Annotated in this window: 21 protein-coding genes; 9 read left to right on the top strand and 12 right to left on the bottom strand. The window is 73.1% G+C overall.

The annotated features are described in order from the left end of the window. Positions 1 to 8: 8 nt before the first annotated feature. The 3 genes from pqqA to AC07AB_RS06050 form a co-directional block, all read right to left on the bottom strand. On the bottom strand, positions 9 to 149 hold the full coding sequence (gene pqqA, locus AC07AB_RS06040) for a pyrroloquinoline quinone precursor peptide PqqA (RefSeq protein WP_478560739.1): 141 nt from the start codon (positions 147 to 149) through the stop codon (positions 9 to 11). Positions 150 to 259: 110 nt separating this feature from the next. Then, positions 260 to 2,062, bottom strand: a complete 1,803-nt coding sequence (locus AC07AB_RS06045; protein ID WP_478560742.1) for a discoidin domain-containing protein — start codon at positions 2,060 to 2,062, stop codon at positions 260 to 262. Continuing rightward, complete coding sequence (locus tag AC07AB_RS06050) at positions 2,059 to 3,303, bottom strand: glycoside hydrolase family 88/105 protein (RefSeq protein ID WP_478560745.1); 1,245 nt, start codon at positions 3,301 to 3,303, stop codon at positions 2,059 to 2,061. The genes AC07AB_RS06045 and AC07AB_RS06050 overlap by 4 nt, the downstream gene beginning before the upstream one ends. A gap of 807 nt (positions 3,304 to 4,110) precedes the next feature. Here AC07AB_RS06050 and AC07AB_RS06055 point away from each other — a divergent pair. The 3 genes from AC07AB_RS06055 to AC07AB_RS06065 all read left to right on the top strand — a co-directional run bounded on the left by AC07AB_RS06055 (position 4,111) and on the right by AC07AB_RS06065 (position 7,102). After that, positions 4,111 to 5,259, top strand: coding sequence for a PQQ-dependent sugar dehydrogenase (locus tag AC07AB_RS06055; RefSeq protein ID WP_478560747.1), 1,149 nt, complete (start codon positions 4,111 to 4,113; stop codon positions 5,257 to 5,259). A gap of 361 nt (positions 5,260 to 5,620) precedes the next feature. Further along, entirely contained in the window at positions 5,621 to 6,202 is a 582-nt protein-coding gene (locus tag AC07AB_RS06060; protein WP_478560749.1) for a TetR/AcrR family transcriptional regulator, read from the top strand. 132 nt (positions 6,203 to 6,334) lie between these two features. Next, entirely contained in the window at positions 6,335 to 7,102 is a 768-nt protein-coding gene (locus AC07AB_RS06065; protein WP_478560752.1) for an SDR family NAD(P)-dependent oxidoreductase, read from the top strand. On the opposite strand, the gene AC07AB_RS06070 is transcribed toward AC07AB_RS06065, so the two are convergent. The 3 genes from AC07AB_RS06070 to AC07AB_RS06080 all read right to left on the bottom strand — a co-directional run bounded on the left by AC07AB_RS06070 (position 7,030) and on the right by AC07AB_RS06080 (position 11,310). Next, positions 7,030 to 8,412, bottom strand: coding sequence for an amino acid permease (locus AC07AB_RS06070; protein ID WP_478560756.1), 1,383 nt, complete (start codon positions 8,410 to 8,412; stop codon positions 7,030 to 7,032). The two genes, AC07AB_RS06065 and AC07AB_RS06070, sit on opposite strands and share 73 nt — an antisense overlap. A 325-nt stretch (positions 8,413 to 8,737) precedes the next feature. Beyond that, positions 8,738 to 9,085 carry a histone-like nucleoid-structuring protein Lsr2 gene (locus tag AC07AB_RS06075; RefSeq protein WP_478560759.1) on the bottom strand — a complete coding sequence of 116 codons (348 nt, stop codon included), beginning with the start codon at positions 9,083 to 9,085 and terminating at the stop codon, positions 8,738 to 8,740. Between the two features lie 92 nt (positions 9,086 to 9,177). After that, a complete protein-coding gene (locus tag AC07AB_RS06080) occupies positions 9,178 to 11,310 on the bottom strand; it encodes a phage holin family protein (RefSeq protein ID WP_478560762.1) in 2,133 nt (710 codons plus the stop codon). Between the two features lie 144 nt (positions 11,311 to 11,454). Between AC07AB_RS06080 and AC07AB_RS06085 the strand changes: the two genes are divergently transcribed. Further along, positions 11,455 to 11,988, top strand: a complete 534-nt coding sequence (locus AC07AB_RS06085) for a GNAT family N-acetyltransferase (RefSeq protein ID WP_478561572.1) — start codon at positions 11,455 to 11,457, stop codon at positions 11,986 to 11,988. On the opposite strand, the gene AC07AB_RS06090 is transcribed toward AC07AB_RS06085, so the two are convergent. Continuing rightward, entirely contained in the window at positions 11,969 to 13,390 is a 1,422-nt protein-coding gene (locus tag AC07AB_RS06090; RefSeq protein ID WP_478560765.1) for a DHA2 family efflux MFS transporter permease subunit, read from the bottom strand. The two genes, AC07AB_RS06085 and AC07AB_RS06090, sit on opposite strands and share 20 nt — an antisense overlap. A 75-nt stretch (positions 13,391 to 13,465) precedes the next feature. Then, complete coding sequence (locus AC07AB_RS06095) at positions 13,466 to 14,152, bottom strand: class I SAM-dependent methyltransferase (RefSeq protein WP_478560767.1); 687 nt, start codon at positions 14,150 to 14,152, stop codon at positions 13,466 to 13,468. A 166-nt stretch (positions 14,153 to 14,318) separates the two neighbouring features. Between AC07AB_RS06095 and AC07AB_RS06100 the strand changes: the two genes are divergently transcribed. Continuing rightward, positions 14,319 to 15,101, top strand: a complete 783-nt coding sequence (locus AC07AB_RS06100; RefSeq protein ID WP_478560770.1) for an MBL fold metallo-hydrolase — start codon at positions 14,319 to 14,321, stop codon at positions 15,099 to 15,101. An 8-nt stretch (positions 15,102 to 15,109) separates the two neighbouring features. Beyond that, a complete protein-coding gene (locus tag AC07AB_RS06105; RefSeq protein WP_478561575.1) occupies positions 15,110 to 15,724 on the top strand; it encodes a DedA family protein in 615 nt (204 codons plus the stop codon). Between the two features lie 100 nt (positions 15,725 to 15,824). Here AC07AB_RS06105 and AC07AB_RS06110 read toward each other — a convergent pair whose 3' ends face one another. Together AC07AB_RS06110 and AC07AB_RS06115 are read right to left on the bottom strand one after the other, a co-directional pair. Then, on the bottom strand, positions 15,825 to 17,021 hold the full coding sequence (locus AC07AB_RS06110) for an aminotransferase class I/II-fold pyridoxal phosphate-dependent enzyme (RefSeq protein WP_478560773.1): 1,197 nt from the start codon (positions 17,019 to 17,021) through the stop codon (positions 15,825 to 15,827). Between the two features lie 117 nt (positions 17,022 to 17,138). Then, positions 17,139 to 17,927 (bottom strand): ANTAR domain-containing response regulator, encoded by a 789-nt coding sequence (locus AC07AB_RS06115; protein ID WP_478560776.1) that lies wholly within the window; start codon positions 17,925 to 17,927, stop codon positions 17,139 to 17,141. 172 nt (positions 17,928 to 18,099) lie between these two features. Here AC07AB_RS06115 and AC07AB_RS06120 point away from each other — a divergent pair, with 172 nt between their 5' ends. Then, positions 18,100 to 19,302: a PAS domain-containing protein gene (locus AC07AB_RS06120; protein ID WP_478560778.1), complete on the top strand. Its 1,203-nt coding sequence runs from the start codon at positions 18,100 to 18,102 to the stop codon at positions 19,300 to 19,302. A 49-nt stretch (positions 19,303 to 19,351) separates the two neighbouring features. Here AC07AB_RS06120 and AC07AB_RS06125 read toward each other — a convergent pair whose 3' ends face one another. Then, entirely contained in the window at positions 19,352 to 20,155 is an 804-nt protein-coding gene (locus AC07AB_RS06125; RefSeq protein ID WP_478560781.1) for a SigB/SigF/SigG family RNA polymerase sigma factor, read from the bottom strand. 302 nt (positions 20,156 to 20,457) lie between these two features. Here AC07AB_RS06125 and AC07AB_RS06130 point away from each other — a divergent pair, with 302 nt between their 5' ends. Then, complete coding sequence (locus tag AC07AB_RS06130; protein WP_478560784.1) at positions 20,458 to 21,000, top strand: type 1 glutamine amidotransferase domain-containing protein; 543 nt, start codon at positions 20,458 to 20,460, stop codon at positions 20,998 to 21,000. Between the two features lie 156 nt (positions 21,001 to 21,156). Here the strand turns inward: AC07AB_RS06130 and AC07AB_RS06135 are convergent, their stop codons facing one another. After that, positions 21,157 to 21,741 carry a TIGR03086 family metal-binding protein gene (locus AC07AB_RS06135; protein WP_478560787.1) on the bottom strand — a complete coding sequence of 195 codons (585 nt, stop codon included), beginning with the start codon at positions 21,739 to 21,741 and terminating at the stop codon, positions 21,157 to 21,159. 193 nt (positions 21,742 to 21,934) lie between these two features. On the opposite strand from AC07AB_RS06135, the gene AC07AB_RS06140 reads away from it, so the two are divergent. Next, entirely contained in the window at positions 21,935 to 22,375 is a 441-nt protein-coding gene (locus tag AC07AB_RS06140; RefSeq protein WP_478560790.1) for a CBS domain-containing protein, read from the top strand. Positions 22,376 to 22,425: the final 50 nt, after the last annotated feature.

Below are 22,425 nucleotides of genomic sequence, written 5' to 3' on the forward strand. Positions count from 1 at the left end.
CGGGGCGCTCAGCGAGCGGACAGGGAGTAGGCGGTGACTTCGAGTCCGGTCTCGATGATCTCGTAGTCCGGGGTGGTCCAGACGGTGTGGCCGGTGCTGTCGGCGTGGGTGCGGGCGGCGGGGGCCGTCTGTTCCTGGGCGTCGTTCATGTGCTGTGCCTGCCTTTCGATGGGGGGCTCGGCTGCGTCAGCCGTAGGGCGGGTGGGTCAGTTCGAGAACCCCGCGTGCCCGTGCGGACCGGGCGGCCGTGCGCGGCGTGTCATGGGTTCGCCTCCTTCCGGTGTCCGGACGCGGGCGTGGCGTAGGCGGTGCCCAGCCATGCCTCGTCCACGCGCAGGCGCTTGTAGCGGGTCTTGTCGGAGTCCGCGGCGTGGGTGCTGAGGACCTCCAGCCGGATGTGCCGGGCGGTGGTCGCGGGAAGGTCGATGAAGGCGACCGCCCGGTGACTGGGCAGGGTGCCGGTCTTCACCGGGCTCCCCCAGTTCCTGCCGTCCTCGCTCGCGTACACGCGGTAGTCCTTGATCCGTGCGGACTGCTCGGTGGCGGACCGCGCGTAACTCACGGAGTCCTCGCGCTGGTTGAGGGCGAGGTAGCGCACGGTCCGGTCGGCGCCGAGGTCGAAGCGGAGCGAGACGGGCAGGGTGGCGGCGCTGTCCCAGTAGGTGCGGTAGTCGCCGTCGGCCGCCGCCGAGGGCGCGTGGCCGCTCGCGGCGGCGTCGGCGCTCATCCGGTACGAGGCGGCGGGGAGGATGCCCGTACGGCCGGCGGTCCGCACCTGGAAGACGGTGTCGTACGGATCCCAGCCGCCCGCGCGGCTGAGGGTGAGGGCACCGCCGGACTGGGTGAAGGGGACCGGCTCGCCGGTGCGCAGGTCGCTCACGCCCGCCACGCGGTAGCCGTTGTCGCGGACGCGCAGGGTGTCGGCCTTCGGTGGCGTCAGGACGTGGAGGTAGTGCCGGTCGGGGTCGGTCCTGCTGACGGTCGTGACGCCGTACGCGCCGTCGTTCCACTGCCCCGGCTGGAAGCCGCCGTGGAGGTAGCCGCCGCCCTCGGTGCCGTGCAGGGACGGCCAGATCGCGTCGAGATAGCCGTCGGCGAAGTCGTTGAACGCCTCCTGTTTCGCCGGGAAGCGCCCGTCGACCTGCGCCGTCTCCGCCATCAGGGCCTTGATGGAGGAGCCCGTGTTGGTGACGAGGCGGCCGAGGGTGAGCGCCCGGTCGACGGCGGGGTCGGTGCCGTCGTACCACCAGGCTCCCTTGGAGGGGAGCTTGAAGTCGGCCTCGATGAGCCGGGGGGCCGCGGTGTAGACGGCCTGGGGGTAGTCGTACGCCGGGGACATGCCGGTCTTCTGCTCGTTGCTGATCATGTCCATGATCGGCGTGTCCTCGTTGTTGTTGCTGAGCGTGTACTCCGGGCGCTTCTCGCGGATCTGCTGGTAGAGGCCGTGGTCGAGCCAGTAGTCGTTGTCGTTGTCGATCCAGAACCCGCCGAGCCGCGGGTAACGGTCCATGACTTCATGGAAGTTGTCGTAGGAGTACTCCCCGAAGCCGTCCCGCTCCGTGAGGTCGATGTCGCGGCCCTTGTAGCGGGAGTACGCGGCCGAGTCGAGCCATTCGTGGCCGCCCTGGTCGTGCCACTGGGGGTCGTCGGTCATATAGAGGATGACCTTGAGGCCCTTCGCCTGGGCCGTCGTGATCAGCTCGCCGAGGAAGTCCCGCTTCGTGCTGCACGAGCCGGGGATCTTCGACGGCCAGGCACGGGCGTAGCCGAGCCGGCTGTGGAAGGTGGCGAGGACGAGGTACTGCGTGTGCAGCTTCTGGGCCTCGCGCACCCAGTACTCCGGCGACCAGCCGCCCTTGGTGACGTCGGACTCCCACTGCGCGCAGTCGGTGTGCTGCGGGTACGTGCGCTCGCCCCAGTGCAGGAAGAGGCCGGAGACCGAGCCGCGCAGGAACTCCTGGCGCGGGTGCTCCACTTCGGCGCGCGCCGCGCCGGGCAGCGTCAGCAGCCCCAGCAGCAGCGCGAGGGCCACGGCGGCCCTGGTGAGCACTCTCCCTCTCATGCCGTCGCTCCTGTCCGCAGGCCGGGGCGCGCCGCGGCTTCCGCTGGGTGCCGCAGCTGCTCGTACATGATCAGGAAGGCTCCGAGGCCGTGGAAGTCGTTGGTCGCGCGGGGGCGTTTGACGTAGAAGCCGTAATCGCCGACGTTGGTGCCCACGGAGATGCCGGACAGCTCGGTCCGCCCGTCGCCGCCGAGCGAGATGCGCTCCAGCACCCCCTGGAAGCCGCGCTCGGCGACGTCCGCGTAGCGCGCGTCCAGGTAGCCTTGGCGCGCGCCGCGCGCGAGGGCGAAGGTGAACATGCTCGAACAGGAGGTCTCGGTCCAGTTGTCGGGCCGGTCGCCCTTGTCGACGACCTGGAACCAGCGGCCGGTGGCGGGGTCCTGATACTTCTCCAGCCCGGCGGCGAGCCGCCGCAGGACGGCCAGCAGCCGCGCGCGCCGGGGATGGTCCGCGGGGATGGCGTCGAGGACGTCGACGGCCGCCATGGAGTACCAGCCGACGGCCCGGCACCAGCTCTCCGGCGAGCGCCCGGTGTCCCGGTCCGCCCAGCCCGCCGCCCCCGACTCGTCGTAGGCGTGCTTGAGCAGCCCGTCGGACTCCTGCAAGTGGCCGCCGTAGACGGTCAGTTGCCGGGCCGCCTCGTCGTAGGCGTAGGTCCGGTCGCCGAACTCGCGCGCGTACTCGACCAGGAAGGGGTTCACCATGTACACCCCGTCGCCCCAGAGTTGATGCGCCCTGCTGGCGGCCGTCGCGTGCCACAGCCCCCCGTCGGCGGTGCGCGGGTAGGTGTCGAGCCGCTTGCGGATCTTCCGCGCGGCGATCCGGTAGCGGTCCTGGCCGGTCTCGTGGTGCAGGACGACCAGCAGCCGCCCGGCCTGCATGCTGTCCAGACTGTTGAACCCCTGGCCGATCTTTCCGTCGCTGTCGACGAACCGGTCCACGTACGTCTTGATGTACGAGAGGTAGCGGGGCTCGTGCGTACGCCGGTAGACGAGGTACTGACCGTAGAGGTAGAGCCCCACGGGGTAGGACCAGCCGCCGATCGTGTCCGGGGTGTAGCGCGCGATGGTCGAGTCCACGACCGCCGAGGACCAGTCGGCGGCGGCGCGCGGGGCGGCCGTAGCGACGGCCGCGGCCGGGTGCGCCGGGGCTTCGGCGCCGGTGCCGCCGGCGACCGGCGAGGCGAGCGTGGCCAGTGCCAGCACGGCGACGGCCAGGGCGCTGCGGAGTCCGCTGCTCATGGCGGCGCCGCTAACGGGAGCTCGGTACGGGCGCGGGGGGTGCCGGTACGCGCGTACGGGCCCCCGGTGCGGGCGCTGTCGGTGCGTACGCGGGAGGGCTCGGTATGCGTGCGGGCGCTGCCGGTATGAGCGTGGGTGATGTCCGTGATGTCCGTACGGGCGCGGGGGCTGCGTTCATCGGGAGGGGCCTGCCTTCCGGGTCGGGGGCGGTCCGCGGCGTGGGGTCCGCAACGTTCGCGAGCGGACGTGCGGCGTGGCCGCCCTGCATCCGCGAGCGGACGCAGGGCGTCGAGTCCCGCCGCGCGAGGCGCTGTCCCCGAACCGCCTCCTGGCCGACGGGCGTTGGCGACGGCCGCCGTCCGCCGCTTTCCCTTCCGATGCAGAATCGCGAGTCGACGGGACACGGTCAAGAGGGCCGGGCACATTGGTCCGATCTATCGCGCGCTATCGGCGGAACCGCGCGGGCCGACAGAGAGCGGCAAACAGCCGCCGAGGACCCGGTACCGGGCCTTTCCCCACTCAGCGGGCAATACGGGGCGAGGCCCCGCACCCGGCGGAAATTCCAGGCCATCGATATTCGCGAACAGGACGGAAAGAGACCTCCTACCTTCCACTCCCTTGACCTGCGCACGACAGAGCTGTACGTTCCCGCCGAACCGCCGAACCAGAAGGAAACCTTCCAATCACCCGACCTCCACTGGTGTCCGGCCTTCCCCGGCCCAGCCCCTGTCGTCGAACTCCCGCACCGGCAATGGCGGCCGCGCCGATCCCGAGGCCCGGGCCGCGCTTCCCCATCGGAGATCCCCCATGCGCACACGTAACGGAGCCGCCCGCCACGCCCTGACGGCCTCCGCGGCCGCGACGGCGCTGGCCGCCGGTCTGCTGCTGACGGCCGCCGGCCCCGGCGGCGCGGCCGAGTCCCGTACCGCCGAACCCCGAACGCCCGGGCCGCGAGCGGCGGCCGCCGCCGACGCGGCAGCCGACTCCGCCCCTGGCAGCGTCAAGACCGTCTCCTCCGACTGGACGATCCCCTGGGGCCTGAGCTGGCTCCCCGACGGCTCGGCCCTGATCACCGAGCGCGACTCCTTCAAGGTCTTCACCCTCACCCAGGCGGGCGCCAAGAAGCAGATCGGCAAGGTCCCCGACGCGGTGACCACGGGCGGCGAGGGCGGCCTCCTCGGGGCGGCGGTCTCGCCGAACTGGAAGAGCGACCACTACGTCTTCTTCATGCACACCGCGGCGGAGGGCAACCGCGTCGCGCGCATGACGTTCGACGGCTCCAAGCTCAGCGACTACAAGGTGCTCGTCAAAGGCATCAAGAAGAACAAGTACCACAACGGCGGACGGCTGAAGTTCGGCCCCGACGGGTATCTCTACGCCACCGCGGGCGAGGCCCAGACACCCGACCTCGCACAGGACAAGTCCTCGCTCAACGGCAAGATCCTGCGCATGACGACCGACGGCGAACCCGCCCCCGGCAACCCGTTCGGTACCCTCGTCTACTCCTACGGCCACCGCAATCCGCAGGGCCTCACCTGGGACCCGCAGGGGCGGCTCTGGGAGGCGGAGCTGGGCGACGCCAAGTTCGACGAGCTCAACCTCATCGAGCCCGGCAAGAACTACGGCTGGCCCAAGTGCGAGGGGCAGTGCTCCGCTTCGGGGATGACCAACCCCAAGCGCCAGTGGAAGGTCGGCGAGGCGTCCCCCAGCGGCATCGCCTACGCCGACGGCGCGCTGTACATGGCGGCCCTCAAGGGCCAGCGGCTGTGGCGCATCCCGGTCGACGGCGCCGACGCGGGCACCCCGAAGGCGTACTACACCAAGAGCTACGGCCGGCTGCGCACCGTGGAGACGGTGCCCGGCAAGAACACCCTGTGGCTCTCCACCACCAACGCCGACCTCAACGGCCACCAGCCGGCCGGTTCCGACAAGGTCTTCCAGGTCGAACTGAAGTGACCGCGCCGATCGAGCCGAGGTGACGGACGGCGGGCACACCCAGGACGGAGCTCAGCGGCGTGAGCCGTACGGCGGTTGCTCCCCGGCGCATGACGCGGGGGAGCAACCGGCCGGATCAGCGTCTCTGGAGCACGAGTTGGCGCCGGGCCGACCCTTCGGGACGTGCAGGCGGAATCGAAGCGCGCGTACCCCTCGGTGGGGTCACAGTCACAGACGGTGAACTCCCCATGCCCGAAGCCTAGTTCGGCCCCGATGGGCACCTGGCCGCCCGCGAGGCGCCCATCGGGCCCGACGCCGCACCCACCAGACCGCACGCCGGGATTCTTGACCGAGCGTTCTCAATACCCCTAGAGTTCCCGACGTGGCCAGGACCAAGGAATTCGACCCGGACGCCGCGTTGCAGTCAGCCGTGGAGCTGTTCTGGCTGCGCGGCTATGAGGCGACGACGGTGGCGGACCTCGTGGAGCACCTCGGCGTCGCCCGGGCGAGCATCTACGCCACCTTCGGCGGCAAGCGCGAGCTGTACCTCAAGGCGCTCGAACGGTACGGGGAGCAACGGACCCCACTCATGGTCGAGGAGCTGTCCCAGCCGGGGCCGGCCCTGCCCGCCGTGCGGGCGCTGGTGCGGCGCTTCGCGGACGAGTCCGCCTGCGACGAGCTGCGGCGCGGCTGCTTCGTCGCCAATACGGCCGTGGAACTGGCCCCGCACGATACGGCCGCGGCCCGCCGGGTCGAGGCCAACTGGAACGCCATCGAGACCGCGCTCACCTCGGCGCTGATGCGCGCCAGGGCGCAGCGGGAGATCGCGGCCGACCGGGACCCGGCGGCGCTCGCCCGGATGCTGCTCGTACTGCTCCAGGGCATGCGGGTGGTCGGCAAGGCGGGCGGCGACCCGGCCAGGCTGCGGGACGCGGCGGGGCAGGCGCTGTCGCTGCTGGACTGAGGACGCCGGACCCGCTGCTGGCCTGAGGACGCCGGACCGGAACCGCCCAGGGGGCCTCCCCCTTCGTTTCTCACGCCCTTATTCAAGACCGTTCATTCTCATATTTCTGTGTCTCTATCGGGAGCCATCACCATGACCGCACGCTTCACCGGCAAGACCGTCCTCGTCACCGGCGGCGGCACCGGCATCGGGCGCGGCATCGCCCTCGCCTTCGCCCGCGAAGGGGCGAACGTCGTCGTCTCCGGCCGCAGGGCCGAGCCGCTCAAGGAGACCGTGGCGCTCATCGAGGCCGAGGGCGGTGCCGGCGGGGCCGCCGCCGTCACCGCCGATGTGACAGTCTCGCAGGACGTGGCGCACCTGGTCGAGGAGGCCGTGGCCCGCTTCGGCTCGCTCGACGTCGCCGTCAACAACGCCGGTCTGTTCGTGCCGCCGGCCCCGGTCGCCGACATCCCCGAGGAGGACTTCCGGCGGGCCCTGGACGCCAACGTCACCGGGGTCTTCCTCTCCCTCAAGCACGAGATCGCCCATATGCGGGCCCATGGCGGCGGCGCCATCGTCAACGTCTCGTCCAACCTCGGCGCGCACAGTCGCAAGGCGGGCCTCGGCGCGTACGTCACGAGCAAGGCCGCCCTGACCGCGCTGACCCACAGCACCGCCCTCGATCACATCGCCGACGGCGTCCGCGTCAATACCGTCAGCCCGGGCAAGGTGGACGCCCCCATGTCCACGCTGCCGGGCGAGAGCCCGGAGCAGAAGACCGAGCGCATGCGGCGGGAGATACCCACCGGGCGGGCCGCCGCCCCGGGCGAGATCGCCGCCGCCGTTCTCTACCTGGCGTCGGAGGAGGCCGCGTCCACCGTCGGCGCGGACTTGGTGATCGACGGCGGCGAGACGGTCTGACGGCGGGCCGCCATCCAGACGTAGACCAGGATGCCGGCGAAGAGGAAGAGCACGCCCTGGTAGATCGCGGCGTAGCCGGCGCCCGCGACCAGCCAGAAGGAGAAGGCGAAACCTCCGACGGCGAGCACGACGTCCCGCGCGAAGGAGCCCGTACGGACCCGCTCGCGCCGCCCCGTCAGCAGGAAGTAGAGCTGCGCGGCGGCGGCGAGCAGGTACGGCACGGTGGCCGAGAAGGTGGTGATCAGGACGAGGATCTTGAAGACGCCGCCGGAGCCCGAGACGTAGTTGATGACGGTGAGCAGCGAGGCGAGGACCGTGCCGACCAGCACGCCGAACGTCGGCACCCCGCGCCGCTTGCGCGCGAAGGAGACCGGGAACAGCCCGTCCTTCGCGGCGGCGTAGGGGGCCTGCGCGCTCATCAGCGTCCAGCCGTTGAGCGCTCCGACGATGGAGACGACGGCGGCGACCGCGATGAGCGTGCCGCCCCACTCGCCGCCGAACATCACATTGACCGCGTCGGAGAAGGGGGCGGTGGAGGTGACGAGCTTGTCGTGGGCGACCGTGCCGAAGACGGCGACCGTGCCGAGCAGGTAGACGACGGCCGCGCCGATCACGCCGAGCACGCTGGCCCGGCCCACGTTGCGCTCCGGGTCGCGGACCTCGCCGGCGCTCATCGCCGCCGACTCGACGCCCACGTAGCTGTAGAGCAGGATCGCGGCCGCGGCCGAGAGCCCGCCGACGGCGCTGCCGCCGCCCTCGTTGAACGCGCCCAGCTTGTGCGGGTCGAAGAAGAAGAGGCCCGCGACCGCGACGAAGAGCAGCGGTACGAACTTCAGCACGGTGGAGACGAGCTGGATCGCGCCGACCCAGCGGGTGCCCGCGAGGTTGGCGAGCGCGGGCAGCCAGAGCATGACGAGGGCGACCGTGAGGTCCGCGCCCATGGAGTGCCGGCCGCCCGCGAGTACATGGAAGTAGCCGACCCCGGCCACGGCGAGCGCGGCGTTGCTCACCCAGGTCATCGTCCAGTACGACCAGGCGGACAGGAACCCGGCGAAGTCGCCGAAGGCCGAACGCGCGTAGACGTACGGTCCGCCGGTGCGCGGGTCGCGCTGCGCGAGCCGGCCGAAGACGAGCGCGAGCGCGATGGCCCCGATGGTCAGCACGCCGAAGGCGACCAGGCTGACGGTGCCGAACGGGGCGACCGAGGCGGGCAGCAGGAAGATGCCGCCGCCGATGATGTTCCCCATGACCAGGGCGGTCGCGGTGGGGAGCCCGAAACGGCGGGTGTGGGTGCCGTCGGTGTCGTGCATGAGGTGGTGCGCCTCTCGTCGTGCAGGCCCCCGTATGGTTCCGGGTGACAGAACATGCTCACCGAACCACGCCACACGGACAAATCACCGCGTTTCCTTGCGCGAGGCGCTGCCCGGGGCCGCAAAACGTTCAGCGATCGCCGCGCGCGACGACGATTCGTCCGCCATCGCGGCCTCGGCGGCGATGGCGGCCCGGCGAATCACGTACGCACCGGATCGCGGGCCCGGGGCCGTACTCACCGGATTTCGGCGGCCGGAGCGCGCCAATAGCAAAGGCCCCAAGGTCATTTACCCTGGGGCCCGGCATTCCGATAAAGCCACGGACTCAGTGGCCGGCCTTTTCGTAGGCTTCCTTCACCGACGCCGGCACTCGGCCGCGGTCGTTGACGTCGTGTCCGTTCGCCTTCGCCCAGGCGCGGATCTCCGCGGTATTCTCCCCGGCGGCCGGTGCCTTGCGGGGCTTGCCCTTGCCCGCTCCCACGCTCCCCCGGACCCGCCGGGCGCCGTCCGCGTGCAGATAGGGCTGAAGCAGCTCCAGCAGCTTGTCGTAATTTTCGTCGGTGAGGTCGAGTTCGACCCCGGCGCCGTCGACAAGGATGGTGTGCTTCGCGATCTCCGCCGACTCTTCGCCGGTCAGATCGTCAACGTAGGTGGTAACTACCTTCTGTGCCATGGGGGGATTATAGGGCCCGCCGGACGTGCGGTCGGACCAGTGTGCATTACGGAGAAACCGGGGGAAAAGAAGGACAGGAACTGCATAAGGAACTACGGGACGCGTCCGGCGGCCAGTTGCTCGTCCAACGGCGGACCGGCCTCCCGCCGCACGGCGCCGGCCTCGTCGAGCCAGCGGCGCAGCACCTCGTGGACGCGTTCCGCGCCCACCAGTTCCGCCCCGTCGGCCACCGGCGGGGTCAGCTCCCGGGGCCACAGCAGGAAGGGGTGGCCCTGTTCGCCGCCCAGGCCGCCGTGCGAACCGATCTGCTCCTCGAAGGCGTGCACCGCGCCGGTCTCCGGGTCGCAGGCGGAGTTGACCATGATGTCGGCGGCGTGCGGGAAGCCGGCGGTGCGGCGCACGGCCTCGACCGCGCCCGGGCCGAAGGCGTTCAGCGGGCTGCGCTCGGCTCCCTCCCCGCTGTCCAGCCGGTGCTCGGCCCCGCCGCGGCCGAGCACCACGGGGCCGTGTTCGGCGGAGCGTACGAGCAGGAAGCCGATGCCCGGGTGATCGGCGAGGGTGCGCAGCAGGGCCGGGTGGTGCCGCTCGATCTCCTCGCGGCTCGCGCGGCCGGGGAGGTCGGGGAAGGAGACGAGGCCGAGGTTGCCGGAGCCGAGGACGACGGGGTCCCTCGACCTGCCGGGGCGGTCCTCTTCCTCCTCCGGGGCCTCCGGGCGGCGCAGTGCGGCGCGGGCCGCCGCCCGCGCCTCGGCGCCGCTGCGGGTGCGCCGGGCGCGGCGCGGCACGGGCAGGCCGCAGCCGGCCCGTACCAGGTCCTGGAGGGTGAGGCCGTAGCGGGCGGCGAAGGTCGCGCCGGGGCTCTGGCCGTGGTCGGACAGGAGCACGAGGCGGTAGTCGCGCGGCGCGTGGTCGATGACCTTGGCGATCAGCGCGAGCGACCGGTCGAGGCGGCGCAGCACCTGGTGGGTGTCGCGGCTGCGCGGCCCGGAGTGGTGGGCGACCTCGTCGTACGCGACCAGGTCGGCGTAGACGGCGGTGCGGCCGGAGAGGATGTCGCCGATGACCGCGGCCACCACCACATCGCGCTCGACGACGGTGGCGAAGGCGCGGATGAAGGGGTACAGGCCGCCGCGCTTGACGCGGGGGCGGTCGCGGCGCGCCCTGGCGGCGAGGGACTGGCCGATCTCCCGGAAGATCTCGGCGACGAAGGCGGCGGCGGTGCGGGTGGCGTTGGCGGGGTCGCAGAAGTAGGCGAAGTAGCCGGAGCGGGAGCGGTTGTTCCGGCCGCGCCGGGCGGCGATGGACAGCACCAGGGCGAGCTGGTCGGCACCGCCGGTGAAGAGGTTGCCGCGGCTGGCGCCGTCGTCGGTGAGCAGCCCGCCGTGGCCGCTGCGGGCGGCGGCGCGGCGCTGGAGCTCGGCGGCGCTGGTCGGCCGGTTGCTGATCATCACCTCGCCGCTCTCCTTCTCGTACCAGCGGAAGGCGGGCACGTCCTCGTTGGAGCCGTGCAGGATGCCGAGCTGGCTGGCGCCGGTCTGGCTGGACCAGTCGGTGCGCCACGGGGTGAGGCGGTGGGTGGTGGCGGCCCATCCGGCGACGGTCTCCATCAGCGGCGGCCGGCGCCGGCCGCCGGCGCGGGGCCGCTCGCGCAGGGCGTCGCGCAGCACGTCGTGGCCGACGCCGTCGAGCTGGAGGAAGACCGTGCCGGGCGGCGGCGGACCGGCCGGGTCCCCGGCGGCGCCGGCTGCCTCGGCGTCCCGGCGGCGTCTTCGGCGGTCGGCGAGGCGGGCGAGCCGCCGCCGGTACGCGCCGTCGTCGTGGACGGTGAGGAAGGTACTGGTGGCGGAGGAGGCGGCGGACATCACCGCGGCGACCACGACGGCGGTCTCCGGGCCGACCGTGCCGTTGCCGACGGGGGCCAGGTCGAGGGCGATCAGCAGCAGCGAGGCGTTGAGGAAGAAGACCAGGAGGCCGAGCACGAAGGCGGGCACGAGCAGCAGGGCCCGTACGAGCACGGGCCAGACCAGGGCGCTGAGCAGGCCGAACGCCCCGGCGCCGGCCGCGGCCGTGATCGCGATCCGGGTGGCGCTGTCGCCGTCGGCGGACTGGAGCTGGAAGTCGGGGAGGACGGCGGCGAGCACGACCATGGTGACGGTGCCGACCGCCCAGACGACCAGCACCCTGAACAGGGCTGTGCCCACGGTCCGCCATCGGGGCACCTGCACGCCGTACTCACCTCACGTCTGCCGCCCGCATCGCGCACGCGGACTCGCATTACAGCCTGTCACAGCGCTCGCAGGACCGGCCGCCGGCCGTCGGCGCGGGCGCCGGTTGGCTTTCCGGTGCGTCCCCTGGGCAGGATGAGCGCCGTGACTGAGATCCGTACGCCCCGACTTCTGCTCCGCCGCTGGCACGAGGACGACCTCGGCCCGATGGCCGACATCAACGCCGATCCCGATGTCATGAACTGGATCGGCGACGGTTCGGTCCGGGACCGGGCTGAGACGGCCGAGGCCATCGAACGGTGGGAGGAGGAGTGGGACGACGAGGGCTTCGGGCTGTTCGCCGTCGAGCTGCTCGCCTCCGGTGAGCTGGCCGGGTTCGTGGGGCTGTCCGTGCCGTCGTTCCTCCCGGAGATGGAGCACGAGGTGGAGATCGGATGGCGGCTGGGGCAGCAATTCTGGGGGCAGGGGTACGCCTCGGAGGGGGCTCAGGCCACCTTGGAGTTCGCCCTGCAGGACCGGGGGCTGGACCGGGTGATCAGCATTCACCGTGCGGGCAACACCGCGTCCGAGAACGTGATGCGCAAGCTCGGCATGGAGCAGGAGCGCGAGACGACGCACCCGCTCTACGGCTTCCCGCTGCTGGTGCACTCCATCGACCTCAGCGAGTACGCGGGGTGACGCGGGGCGCTCGCCCCGGCATCAGGGTGGCGGCCCCGGCGGCGGCGAGCGCCGCGATGATGCCCGCCAGGAGGAAGGCGAGGCCGTAGCCGTCCCCGCCGGTGCGGTTATTGGCCACCGCGGAGAAGCCGGCGATGCCCAGCGCCGTGCTGACCTGCCGGACCGTGTTGAGCAGGCCGGACGCGAGGCCGGTCATGGTGGGGTCCACGCCGCCGGTGGCGGCCACGGTGATGGGGGTGAAGGCGAGGCCGGCGCCGAGGCCGAAGAGCGCGACGGGCAGCACGACGGAGGGGAAGAAAGAGGTGTGCGGGCCGAGCCGGGACAGCAGCAGGAAGCCGGCCGACACCAGGACGAGGCCGGTGAAGGCCGTGCGCCGGGCGCCCCAGCGCGGGGTGAGCCGGCCGGCGAGCTGGGCGCCGATCATCACCGCGAAGGCGGCGGGCAGGAAGCCGAGCCCGGCGCGGAGCGGCGAGAAGTGCTGGACGTTCTGGAGGTAGAGCGAGATCAGCACGGGGCTGGCCAGATATCCGAGGCCCAGGCCGAACATGACCGCGTTGGCGCTGCTCACGGAGCGGTGGGTGAAGATCCGCAGCGGTACGAGCGGGCTGCGCGCCCACTTGTGCTGGCTGATGAGGAAGAGGGCGAGCAGCACCGCGGCCGCCCCCAGGAACCAGCCGCCCCGGGCCGCTCCCCCGTCGCCGCCGAAGCAGACCACGCCGTAGACCAGCGCGACGAGGCCGCTGGTGACGAGGAGCGCGCCGGTGATGTCCAGGGGCTGCCGCCCGGCTTCGGTACGGGCCCGGCGGGCGAGCGTGAGCGCGGCGATCGCGAGGATGACGACGCCGACCGGCACGTTCACGAGGAACACCCAGCGCCAGCCGAGGGTGTCGGTCAGCACCCCGCCGCACAGGGTGCCGGCCGCGGCTCCCACCGCGCCGACCATGCTCCACAGCCCCAGGGCCCGTGCCCGGCGATGCGGTTCGGCGTACGCCCGGTGCACGATGGTGAGGGTCGTCGGCATGAGGAGCGCCCCGCCGAGCCCTTGCACGGCGCGGGCGGCGACGAGCCAGCCGGCCCCGCCGGCGGCTCCGCACCAGACGCTGGCGGCGGTGAAGACGCCGAGGCCGGTCAGATACATCGCGCGGGTGCCGAAGAGGTCGGCCAGCCGCCCGCCGAGCAGCAGCAGTCCGGCGAAGGCGAGGGTGTAGGCGGTGACGACCCAGCCGATGGAGGAGGCAGTGAAGCCGAGGTCCCGGGCGATGGGCGGCAGCGCGACGGAGATGATCGTCGCGTCGAGCACGACGAGGAACTGCGCTCCGCAGGCCAGCACCATCAACAGCCATGGCCTGGCGGCCCGTTCACGTTCGGCCGCCGGTATGCCGGTCGCCGCGGTCACTGACATGCCCACCCCCTCCATGATGAAGTTAGGGTACCCTAACTTCATCATGGAGGAAACTCCCCGCCGCTCGCGCAGCGCTCAGCCCCACCCGGCCAACACGGCGAAGCCGTAACGCTTGTAGAAGCAGTCCGCGCCCTGGAAGCCCGCCTCCGCGAGCCACGCCAGGTGGTCCGCGACCGGGGCGGGCGCGCCGAGCACCAGCTCTTCGCGCACCGCGTCGATCTCCCCCTCGCTGGCTCCCCGGTCCGCCGCCTCGCGCAGCCACACCTCGCCGTACAGCGCGTCCAGCCCCGGCTCGGGCCCGGCGACCTGCTCCGCGTTGACGAACACCCCGCCCGGCGCGAGGACCTCCCGGACCCGCCCGTAGAGCCGCCGCTGGTCGGGCCGGGGCAGCTGGTGGATGGCGAGGGCGGAGACCACGATGTCGAACGGGCCGGGCGGCAGCGCGTCCCGCAGGTCGCGTACGTGCGGGGTGTGCCCCACCGCGAACAGGTCGAGCGCGGGCCGGGCCGCGGCCAGCATCTGCTCCGAGGAGTCGACGAGGTCGAAGGTGGCCTCGGGCAGCACCGAGGCCAGCCCGCAGGCGAACAGACCCGTGCCGGCGCCGAGGTCGAGCACCCGCGGCGACTGCCGCCCGCCCGCCGCCGCCAGCTCGACCGCGACCTCGTAGAAGGCGTTGAGGTGCGGCACGAGCCGGGGCCGGGCGCTGTCATAGCCTTCCGCGCTCTGCGCGCTCCGGACCGCCGGGCGCGAGACGTCCACCACTGCGAAATGCCCACCAATCGAACCGCCGTTCCACCAACTCGGCACACCCTACTTCCTGTTCACAGTCCCCGCCGCGCCCTCCCGATCCGGCGGAGGCGGGCGGATTCATGCGCGAACCGGACTGAACTACGCTCAAGCGGAACGCGCGGACGATGGGAGGCGACGGGTGCCGGTCGAGATCACCTGGTGGGGTCATGCCACCACGACGGTGGAGGACTCCGGGGTGCGGGTGCTGACCGACCCCCTCTTCGCCCGCCGCCTCGCGCATCTGCGCCGCCGCCGGGGCCCGGTGCCGCCGCCCGCCGCCGCGGCCGCGGACATCGCCCTCGTCTCGCATCTGCACGCCGACCATCTGCACCCCGCCTCGCTGCGCCGGCTCGCGCCCGGCACCCGGCTCGTGGTGCCGCGCGGCGCCGGCCGCGCCGTGCCGGGGCTGCGGAAGGTGGCGGCGGCCCGGGGGCTGCTGGTCACCGAGGTGGCGGCGGGCGACGAGATCCGCGTGCGGGACATCGTGGTGCGGGCGGTGCCCGCCGCGCACGACGGCCGCCGGCTGCCGTACGGGCCGCACCGGGCGCCCGCGCTCGGCTATGTGGTGCGGGGCGAGGCGGCCACGTACTTCGCGGGCGACACCGGGCTCTTCGACGAGATGCCGGAGGCCGTCGGGGCGGTGGACGTGGCGCTGCTCCCGGTCGGCGGCTGGGGCCCGTTCCTGGGCCACGGCCATCTGGACGCGGGCCGGGCGGCGCTCGCGCTGGCCCGCCTGTCGGCGCGCGACGCGGTGCCGGTGCACTGGGGCACGTACTGGCCGATCGGCATGGACGCGGTGCGCCCGCACGAATTCCACGCGCCGGGCGACGACTTCGTGCGGCAGGCGGCCCGGCTGGCCCCGCGGACCGCCGTGCACCGGCTGGAGCACGGCGAGAGCGTACGGCTGGAGGGCGCCGGGTGAACGGCCCCATGGCCCTGGCGGAGCTGGCGCGCCAGGTGCCGCCGGAGTCGACGCAGCAGGCGGTGGGCTACCCGTCGCTGTTCCTGCTGGTGTTCCTGGGCTCGCTGGTGCCCGTGGTTCCGACGGGGGCCGTCGTCAGCTCGGCCGCGGTGGTCGCCATCCACCAGACGGACCCCTTCGCCCTGCTGGTGGTCTTCGGGGTGGCCTCCTTCGGGGCGTTCCTCGGCGATGTCGCGCTCTACTGGCTCGGGCAGCGCGGCGTCCGCTCCCGCAACGGCTCGCGCTGGCTGGAACGGCTGCGCGACCGGGCCGCGCCGGAGCGCCTGGCGCAGGCGCGGACCAAGCTGGAGGAGCACGGGGTGGCGGTGCTGGTGCTCTCCCGGCTGATGCCGGCGGGCCGCATCCCGGTGATGCTGGCCTGCCTGCTGTCGCGGATGCCCCTGCGCCGCTTCGTCCGCGGCGACATCCCCGCCTGCCTGGCGTGGGCCGCCACGTACCAGCTGATCGGCATCCTCGGCGGCTCCCTCTTCCCCCGGCCGTGGGAGGGCGTGGCGACGGCGGTCGGGCTGACGCTGCTGGTCGGCGCGGCCCCGGCGGTGTGGCGCAGGATGCGGCACCGCTGAGGCGGCGACGCCCGCGTCCAGCGGTACGGCACCGCTGAGACCGCGGCGTCTCCCGCGCTCAGCCAACACGGCACCGCTGAGACCGCGGCACCGCCCCCGCTCAGCCCCCCGCCAGCTCCCCGAGGGCCACCCCGAAGACGGCCATCGCCCGGGCGACGTCCGGCGACTCCAGCGGCTCGGCGGCGTCCAGGGCCCGCTGCCGGGCCACGTCGCCGGTCAGCAGCGCCAGCGGGGAGAAACGGGCGCGCAGGGCGTCGGGGGCGTCGCCGAACCGGTGGCCGCCGGGGACATGGCAGCCGAGCCGCGCGCTGAGGTGGTCCTCCAGCTCGACGGAGTCGGTGATGCCCCGCGCGGCGAGGGCGGTGCGCAGCTCGCCGAGGTCGGCGTAGAGGAACGGGCCGGCCTGCGGTGGCCGGCAGAGCGCGCCCGCGAGGGTGAGGCGGCCGTACGCGGCGGTGGCCAGCGCCCCGAAGAGCCGGGCGGCGGCGGCCGTCCGGGCCCGCACCGGTGCCGGCTCGTCGAGCGCGTGGGCGGTGGCCGCGGCGACCGGGGGCGCGAGCAGCGCCCGTACGGCCGTGCAGGCGGAGAGCGTACGGGCGCGCAGGGCCCGGCCCTGTTCGGTGTCCGGGAGGCGGGCGAGGGCGGCGGGCCAGGCGGTGGGGGTGAGGGAGCCCGCGAGGTCGGTGAGGACGACGGTGTGGTCGGGGCACATCTCGGCGGGGCCGATCAGCATGGTGCCGTGCGCGTCGTGCCGGGTGTCCCGCCAGGTCTCGTCGCTGATGATCAGCAGTTCCTCGGCTCCGGCGGCCTCGCACACCTCGTGCAGGGTCTCGGGCGGCGCGAAGGTACCGGTGGGGTCGTCGGCGACGGACAGCACCAGGGCGCGCGGCCTGCCGCCCTCGCCGCGGATCCGCCGTACGGTCTCCAGCAGCGCGAACGGATCGGGGACGCCGCCGCACTCGGCGGGCACGGGCACGTGGTAAGAGGCGCCGCCGGCGAGGCGGGCCACGGGCGCGTACCAGGCCGCGCACGGGCGGGTCAGCAGCACATCGCCGCCGAGGGAGGCGAACAGCGCGAGCAGCAGGGGCTGGGCGCCGGGGGCCGCGATCAGTTGGCCCGGGTCGGTCCACAGGCCGCGCCGGGCGAAGTATCCGCAGGCGGCGGCGTGCAGCGCGGGGCCTCCCCCGGCCGGTTCGGGCTCGCTGCGGCCGGCCGCGGCGGCGAGGTGCTCGGCCAGTTCCGCCAGGATGGGCAGCCCGCTCCCGGGCGCGGACAGAGCCGGGGCGATGGGCTGCATCCGGACCTCCGGCTGCGAGTGGGTGGACGGGCCGTCAGCAGAGTGCGGACCCGTCCACCTTCGCAGACCCCGCGGGTACGGGCGCGGGATGACACGTGGCCGGAGGAGACGCGCCGGTCAGGGCCCCGTCGGACGGGCCGCCGCGGTGGGCCCGGCGGCGGGCGGGGCCTCGGCCGCGCCCGGAGCGGCGTCCCGGCGGAGCTTGCGCAGCTCGCCTTCGAGGCCGTGGCCGCGAGTGCGCACGACGAACTCGGCGAGCTCCGCGAGCTTGCGGTTGGACCGCTGGGAGTGGCGGCGCAGCAGGTCGAACGCCTCCTCCGCGTCGCAGCCCAGGACGTACATCGCGATGCCGCACGCCTGGTCGACGACGGGCCGGCGGCGCAGCGCCGTGTCGAGCTGGTCGACCTCGGCGAGCGCGCGGCGGTAGCGGCGGTCGCGGACGAAGTTGGTCAGGGCGAGGTCGCCGAGCATCTCCGTGGCCTCGTGGACTTCCTGCCGCAGCGGGCCCGGACGGAAGCCGTAGACGCTGACGGTGACCGTGAGGGCCTCGCGGCTGAAGATCAGGGTGGCGCTGGAGCGCACGCCCACGTCCAGGGCGCGGGCGCGGAAGCCGGGCCAGCGGCGGTCGTGGAGGAGATCGTCCGCGGCGGCTTCCCGGCCGGTGTCGAGGGCCGCCGGTATGGGTCCCTCGCCGGACTCCAACTGCGCCGACACCAGGGTCGACAGGTCCGGGTGGGTGGCGGCCGTGGACGCCTCGTCGGTGCCGTCGGTGACCGCGGTGACGGTGGCTCCGCAGCTGTCGGGGGCGCACCAGGCGGCCTGCTCGGCGAGGTGCGCGAGGCCGCGGTCGAGCGATCCCGCGCCGTACTCGGATGCGACGGCGACCTGCGCCAATGAGGTGCTCATACGGTCCGGCATGGGCTGGATCAGTCCCTTCGGTTCGATTTGTTCCTCCCGTGCCCTACCTGTCCGCTGCCCGCCCTCCGCTCCCCGGAAACAAGCGGAGGGCGGGCAGGGGGGAAAACAACCGGCCGGATCTGCTCGGCTGGCCGTCACCCGAGCGGGCTAACGTATGCCCATGACCGGGGCTGAGGAATTCGGGGCGGAACTGGCGGACTTCCGCAGCCGCGTCGACGAATTACGCTCTGCGCGGGCGCTGCCCGCGCAGGAACGACTGTCGGCGTTGGACGCCGCGCTGTTCGAACTGGAGCACGCGGCGGACGTCCTGTGGCCCCGGTACGAGAAGCTGGCCGCCGCGGCGCACGGCACGGAGAGCGTGCGCGGGCAGAGCGGGCAGGAACAGCAGCTGCTGCGCGCGCTGTTCCAGCGGATGCCGATGGCGGTGGCGCTGCTCGACCGCGAGACGGTCGTCCGGCGGCTCAACTTCGCGGCGACCCAGCTGTTCGGGATGCGTCCGGGGTTCGCGACGGGACGGCGGCTGACGGGTTCGCTGCGGCACGACGGCCGGGCGGCGCTGCGCGGTCAGGTCGCGGCGGTCGCCCGCGGCGAGGGGGCCCGCAGCCTGCTGGTGCACCTGCCCGGCGGCCGCGCGGGCGCGGCGCTGCGGGTGACGCTGACGGCGCTGCGGCCCTCGGGCGAGCTGCGGAACGCGGTGCTGGCCGTGTTCCAGCCCGCCGCCGACGGCGAACAGCCGGGCCCCGCGCCGACCGCCGCGGAGGCCGCGGCCCACAACTCCGCGGCGGGCCCGTACCTGACGGAAGTGACCCGGCACGCGGAGCTGATGGACCTCCTCGACACGATGGCGACCGCGCTGCTGGACCGGCACGCGAGCGGCCCGGCCGAGCTGTTGGAGCGGGTGGCGCGGGTACTGCAGGGCCGGTTCGCGGACTGGGTGGTGGCCGACCTCAACGACGGCGGGACGCTGCACCGGGTGGCGGTACTGGGCCCGGCCCAGGCGGAGGGGCTCCGCGCCGCGGTGGCCGAAGGGGACCCGGCCGACTGCCCGCTGGTGGTCGAGGCGACGGCCGCGGGGACCTCGGCGCTCCAGGTGCACCCGGACGATCCCGAACTCTTCGGCCGCGACCGGGAGGGGGCCGCGCTGCTGGTCCGGGCGGAGGTCACCTCGCTGGTGTGCGTACCGCTGCGCACGGGCCCGGCGTCACCGGTACGGGGCGCGCTGACGCTCCTGCGCTCGGGCGGGCGGCACGCGTTCGAGATGGCGGAGGCGGGGGTGGTGGACCGGATATCCCGGCATGTGGCGCTGGCCGTCGCCGCCGTCGAACCCTCCCGGGGCCGGGACGCCGCCGGGGCCGCCTCCTGACGCCGCCGGGATTCCCCGGGTTCCCCGCGTGCCTCTGGGTGCTCCGGGTTCACGCGGCCTCCTGGAGCACCTGGCGGCGCAGGCGGGTGCAGGTGCGGCTGATCAGCCGGGAGACGTGCATCTGGGAGATGCCGAGCTGATCGGCGATGCGGCTCTGTGTCATGTCGCAGAAGAACCGCATGTAGAGGATGTTCCGCTCGCGCTCGGGCAGGGCGCGCAGCTTGGGCTTGAGGGATTCGCGGTCCACGACGAGGTCGAAGCCGTGCTCGGGCGACCTGAGGGTGTCGGCGAGCGAGTAGCCGTCCTCGGCGCCGGGCAGTTCGGCGTCGAGGGAGAGGGTGGTGAAGCTCTCCATCGCCTCCAGGCCGACCAGCACCTCCTCCTCGGTGAGGCCGGTGTGGCTCGCCAGGGCGGCGACGCTGGGGCCGTGCCCGTCGAGCGAGCGGGTCAGCTCGTGGGTGGCGGTGCGCACCCGGTTGCGGAGGTTCTGGACGCGGCGCGGGACGTGCAGGCCCCACATGTGGTCGCGGAAGTGCCGCTTGACCTCGCCGACGATGGTGGGCACCGCGAAGCTCTCGAAGGCGGTGCCGCGGTCCGGGTCGTACCTCTTGACCGCCTTGACGAGGCCGAGCAGGGCCACTTGCTGAAGGTCCTCGACGGACTCGCCGCGGTTGCGGAACTGCCGCGCCAGGCGTTCGGCCATCGGGATCCAGGCGCGTACGACGCGCTGCCTCAGCTCGTCCTTCTCGGGGCCGTCGGGCATGGCGATGATGCGTCGGAAGTCGTCCATCGTGTCGGGGGCGTCGTCATGGGGGTGGCGGCGGTGCGTGCGTACCGTGATCGCGGTGGCCATCGCTGGTCTCCCTCGGCGGTGAGTGGGTGGTGGCACCGCGGGAGCGCTCGACACGAGGCGGACAGGACACGCCTGGAGCGAAACTCCGCTCCCACGGGCGTGCCTCCAGTCCGAAGCACATACTTTCGGGTGCCCCGCCGCGCGGGGTCCAAACGGGGTTTCCTTCTCCGCCGTCGCGGACACCCGTGCCTGCGAGGTCCGGACACCGCCGAGTGTCGGGAAGTCCGCGCCTCGCCTACGTTCGTAGGGGACCCGACGTTCGCAGGAGATCCACACACGCACCGCGTAAGGAAGTGAGCATCATGCGGATCGCTTTTCTGGTGGCGCCCGAAGGGGTGGAGCAGATCGAGCTGACCGACCCCTGGCAGGCCGTGCTCGACACGGGCGGCACGCCCGAACTGGTGTCGACGGAGTCCGGCCGCATCCAGGCGTTCGACCACCTCGACAAGGCGGACACGTTCGCCGTGGACCGGACCCTGGACGAGGCCGAAGTGGCGGAGTACGACGGGCTGGTGCTGCCCGGCGGTGTGGCCAACCCCGACGCGCTGCGCATGGACGGACGGGCCGTCGCGTTCATCAAGGGCTTCTTCGACGCGGGGAAGCCGGTCGCGGCGATCTGCCACGCTCCGTGGACGCTGATCGAGGCCGATGTGGTGCGCGGCCGGACCCTCACCTCCTGGCCGAGTCTGGCCACCGACATCCGCAACGCGGGCGGCACGTGGGTGGACGAGCAGGTCAAGGTGTGCACCGGCGGGCCCAACACGCTGATCACCAGCCGCAAGCCGGACGACCTCAAGGCGTTCCGTGAGGCGTTCACCCAGGAGTTCGACAAGGCCGGCGGCTGAGCGGGGCAGGCCGGATGAAGAAGTCCGGCTGCTGAGCGGGGCCGACCGGGTCGAGAAGGTCGGCTGCCCGGACCGCCGCAGGGTCCGTCCGGATCGGGGCCGGTGACGGAATCGGGGCCGGTGACGGAACCGGCCCCGCCGGACGGCCCGTCCGGGTCAGGGCCGGCGGCCCAGCAGGCACAGGAGCTTGGTCTGGGGGTCCGAGCCGGGCGGCGGTTCCACGGGCTCCGCGAAGTAGTCGGTCTTCGCCAGGTCGGCCGCGTGCGGTGCCACCTGACGGGCCGCGAAGGAGACGAGCTCCCCCGGCAGCCGCTCATCGCCGCCGGTGGCGCGCGCCAGGTCCCAGGAGTGCACCACGGCGTCAGTGATCATCTCCGCGCAGTAGTCGGCAGCCGGGCTCTCGCCGTAGGACAGCTGGACCGTACGCTCCAGCGCGCCCGGCTCCGCGAACGCCGCCCGGGCCGCCGCCGCGGCCCGGTCCCAGGCCGCGACGGGGTCGTCGCCCAGCCGGTCGCCGTCGAAGGCGTCGCCCCCCGCTTCGATGGACAGGCCGTCACGGACCAGCGACGGCACCCAGAGCTGTTCGACGGTGAGGTGGTTGACGAGGTCGCGGACGGTCCACTCGGCGCAGGGCGTCCGCGCGTCCCACTGGTCGGGCCGGACCGCGCGCAGCCGCTCGGTGAACAGGTCGAGCGCCTCGGTGTGGCGGGTGAGCAGCGGGTTGTGCCGAGTTTCAGCCATGCCGCCATTCTCCCCGCGAGCCCGGGCGGGTGCGACCCCGGCGGGCCGTCGCGATCCTGTCGTGTCGATCCCGCCGTGTCGGGTACCCGCTTCACGCAATCCGGCTCTGACGTGCTCGCCCGCGCGTCGCGGGTACCGCGGCAGGACAGCACGGAAGGGAACCACCGAGAATCCGATGAGAGGTCGAACAGAGATGGTCCAGTTCGTAAAGGACGTCATGACTCCGGCGATCGCCTCGGTCTCCCCAGACGCCTCACTGGTCGAGGCCGCCCAGCTGATGCGTTCGCAGGACATCGGCGATGTGCTGATCGCCGAGAACGGGAGGCTCCTCGGCGTGCTCACCGACCGTGACATCGCCCTGCGCGCCGTGGCCGAAGGCGTGGACCCACTCACCGTCAGCTGCCACTCCGTGTGCACCCGCGAACCGGTGACGGTCGGGCCGGAGGAGGAGGTACGGGCGGCCGTGCGCCTGATGCGCGAGCACGCCGTGCGGCGGCTGCCGGTCGTCGAGAACGGGCGGCCACTCGGCGTGATCAGCATCGGGGACCTCCTCCAGGAGCAGGATCACGGCTCGGCGCTGGTCGACATCAACCGCGCCCCGCCCAACACCTGGTCGGGCATCGCCTCGGCCTGAACACGCGGCACGGGAGCCGCGGGGCCCCGAGCCGGGGCCGACGCCGGAGC

It is taken from the genome of Streptomyces sp. NPDC044033, assembly GCF_056434425.1.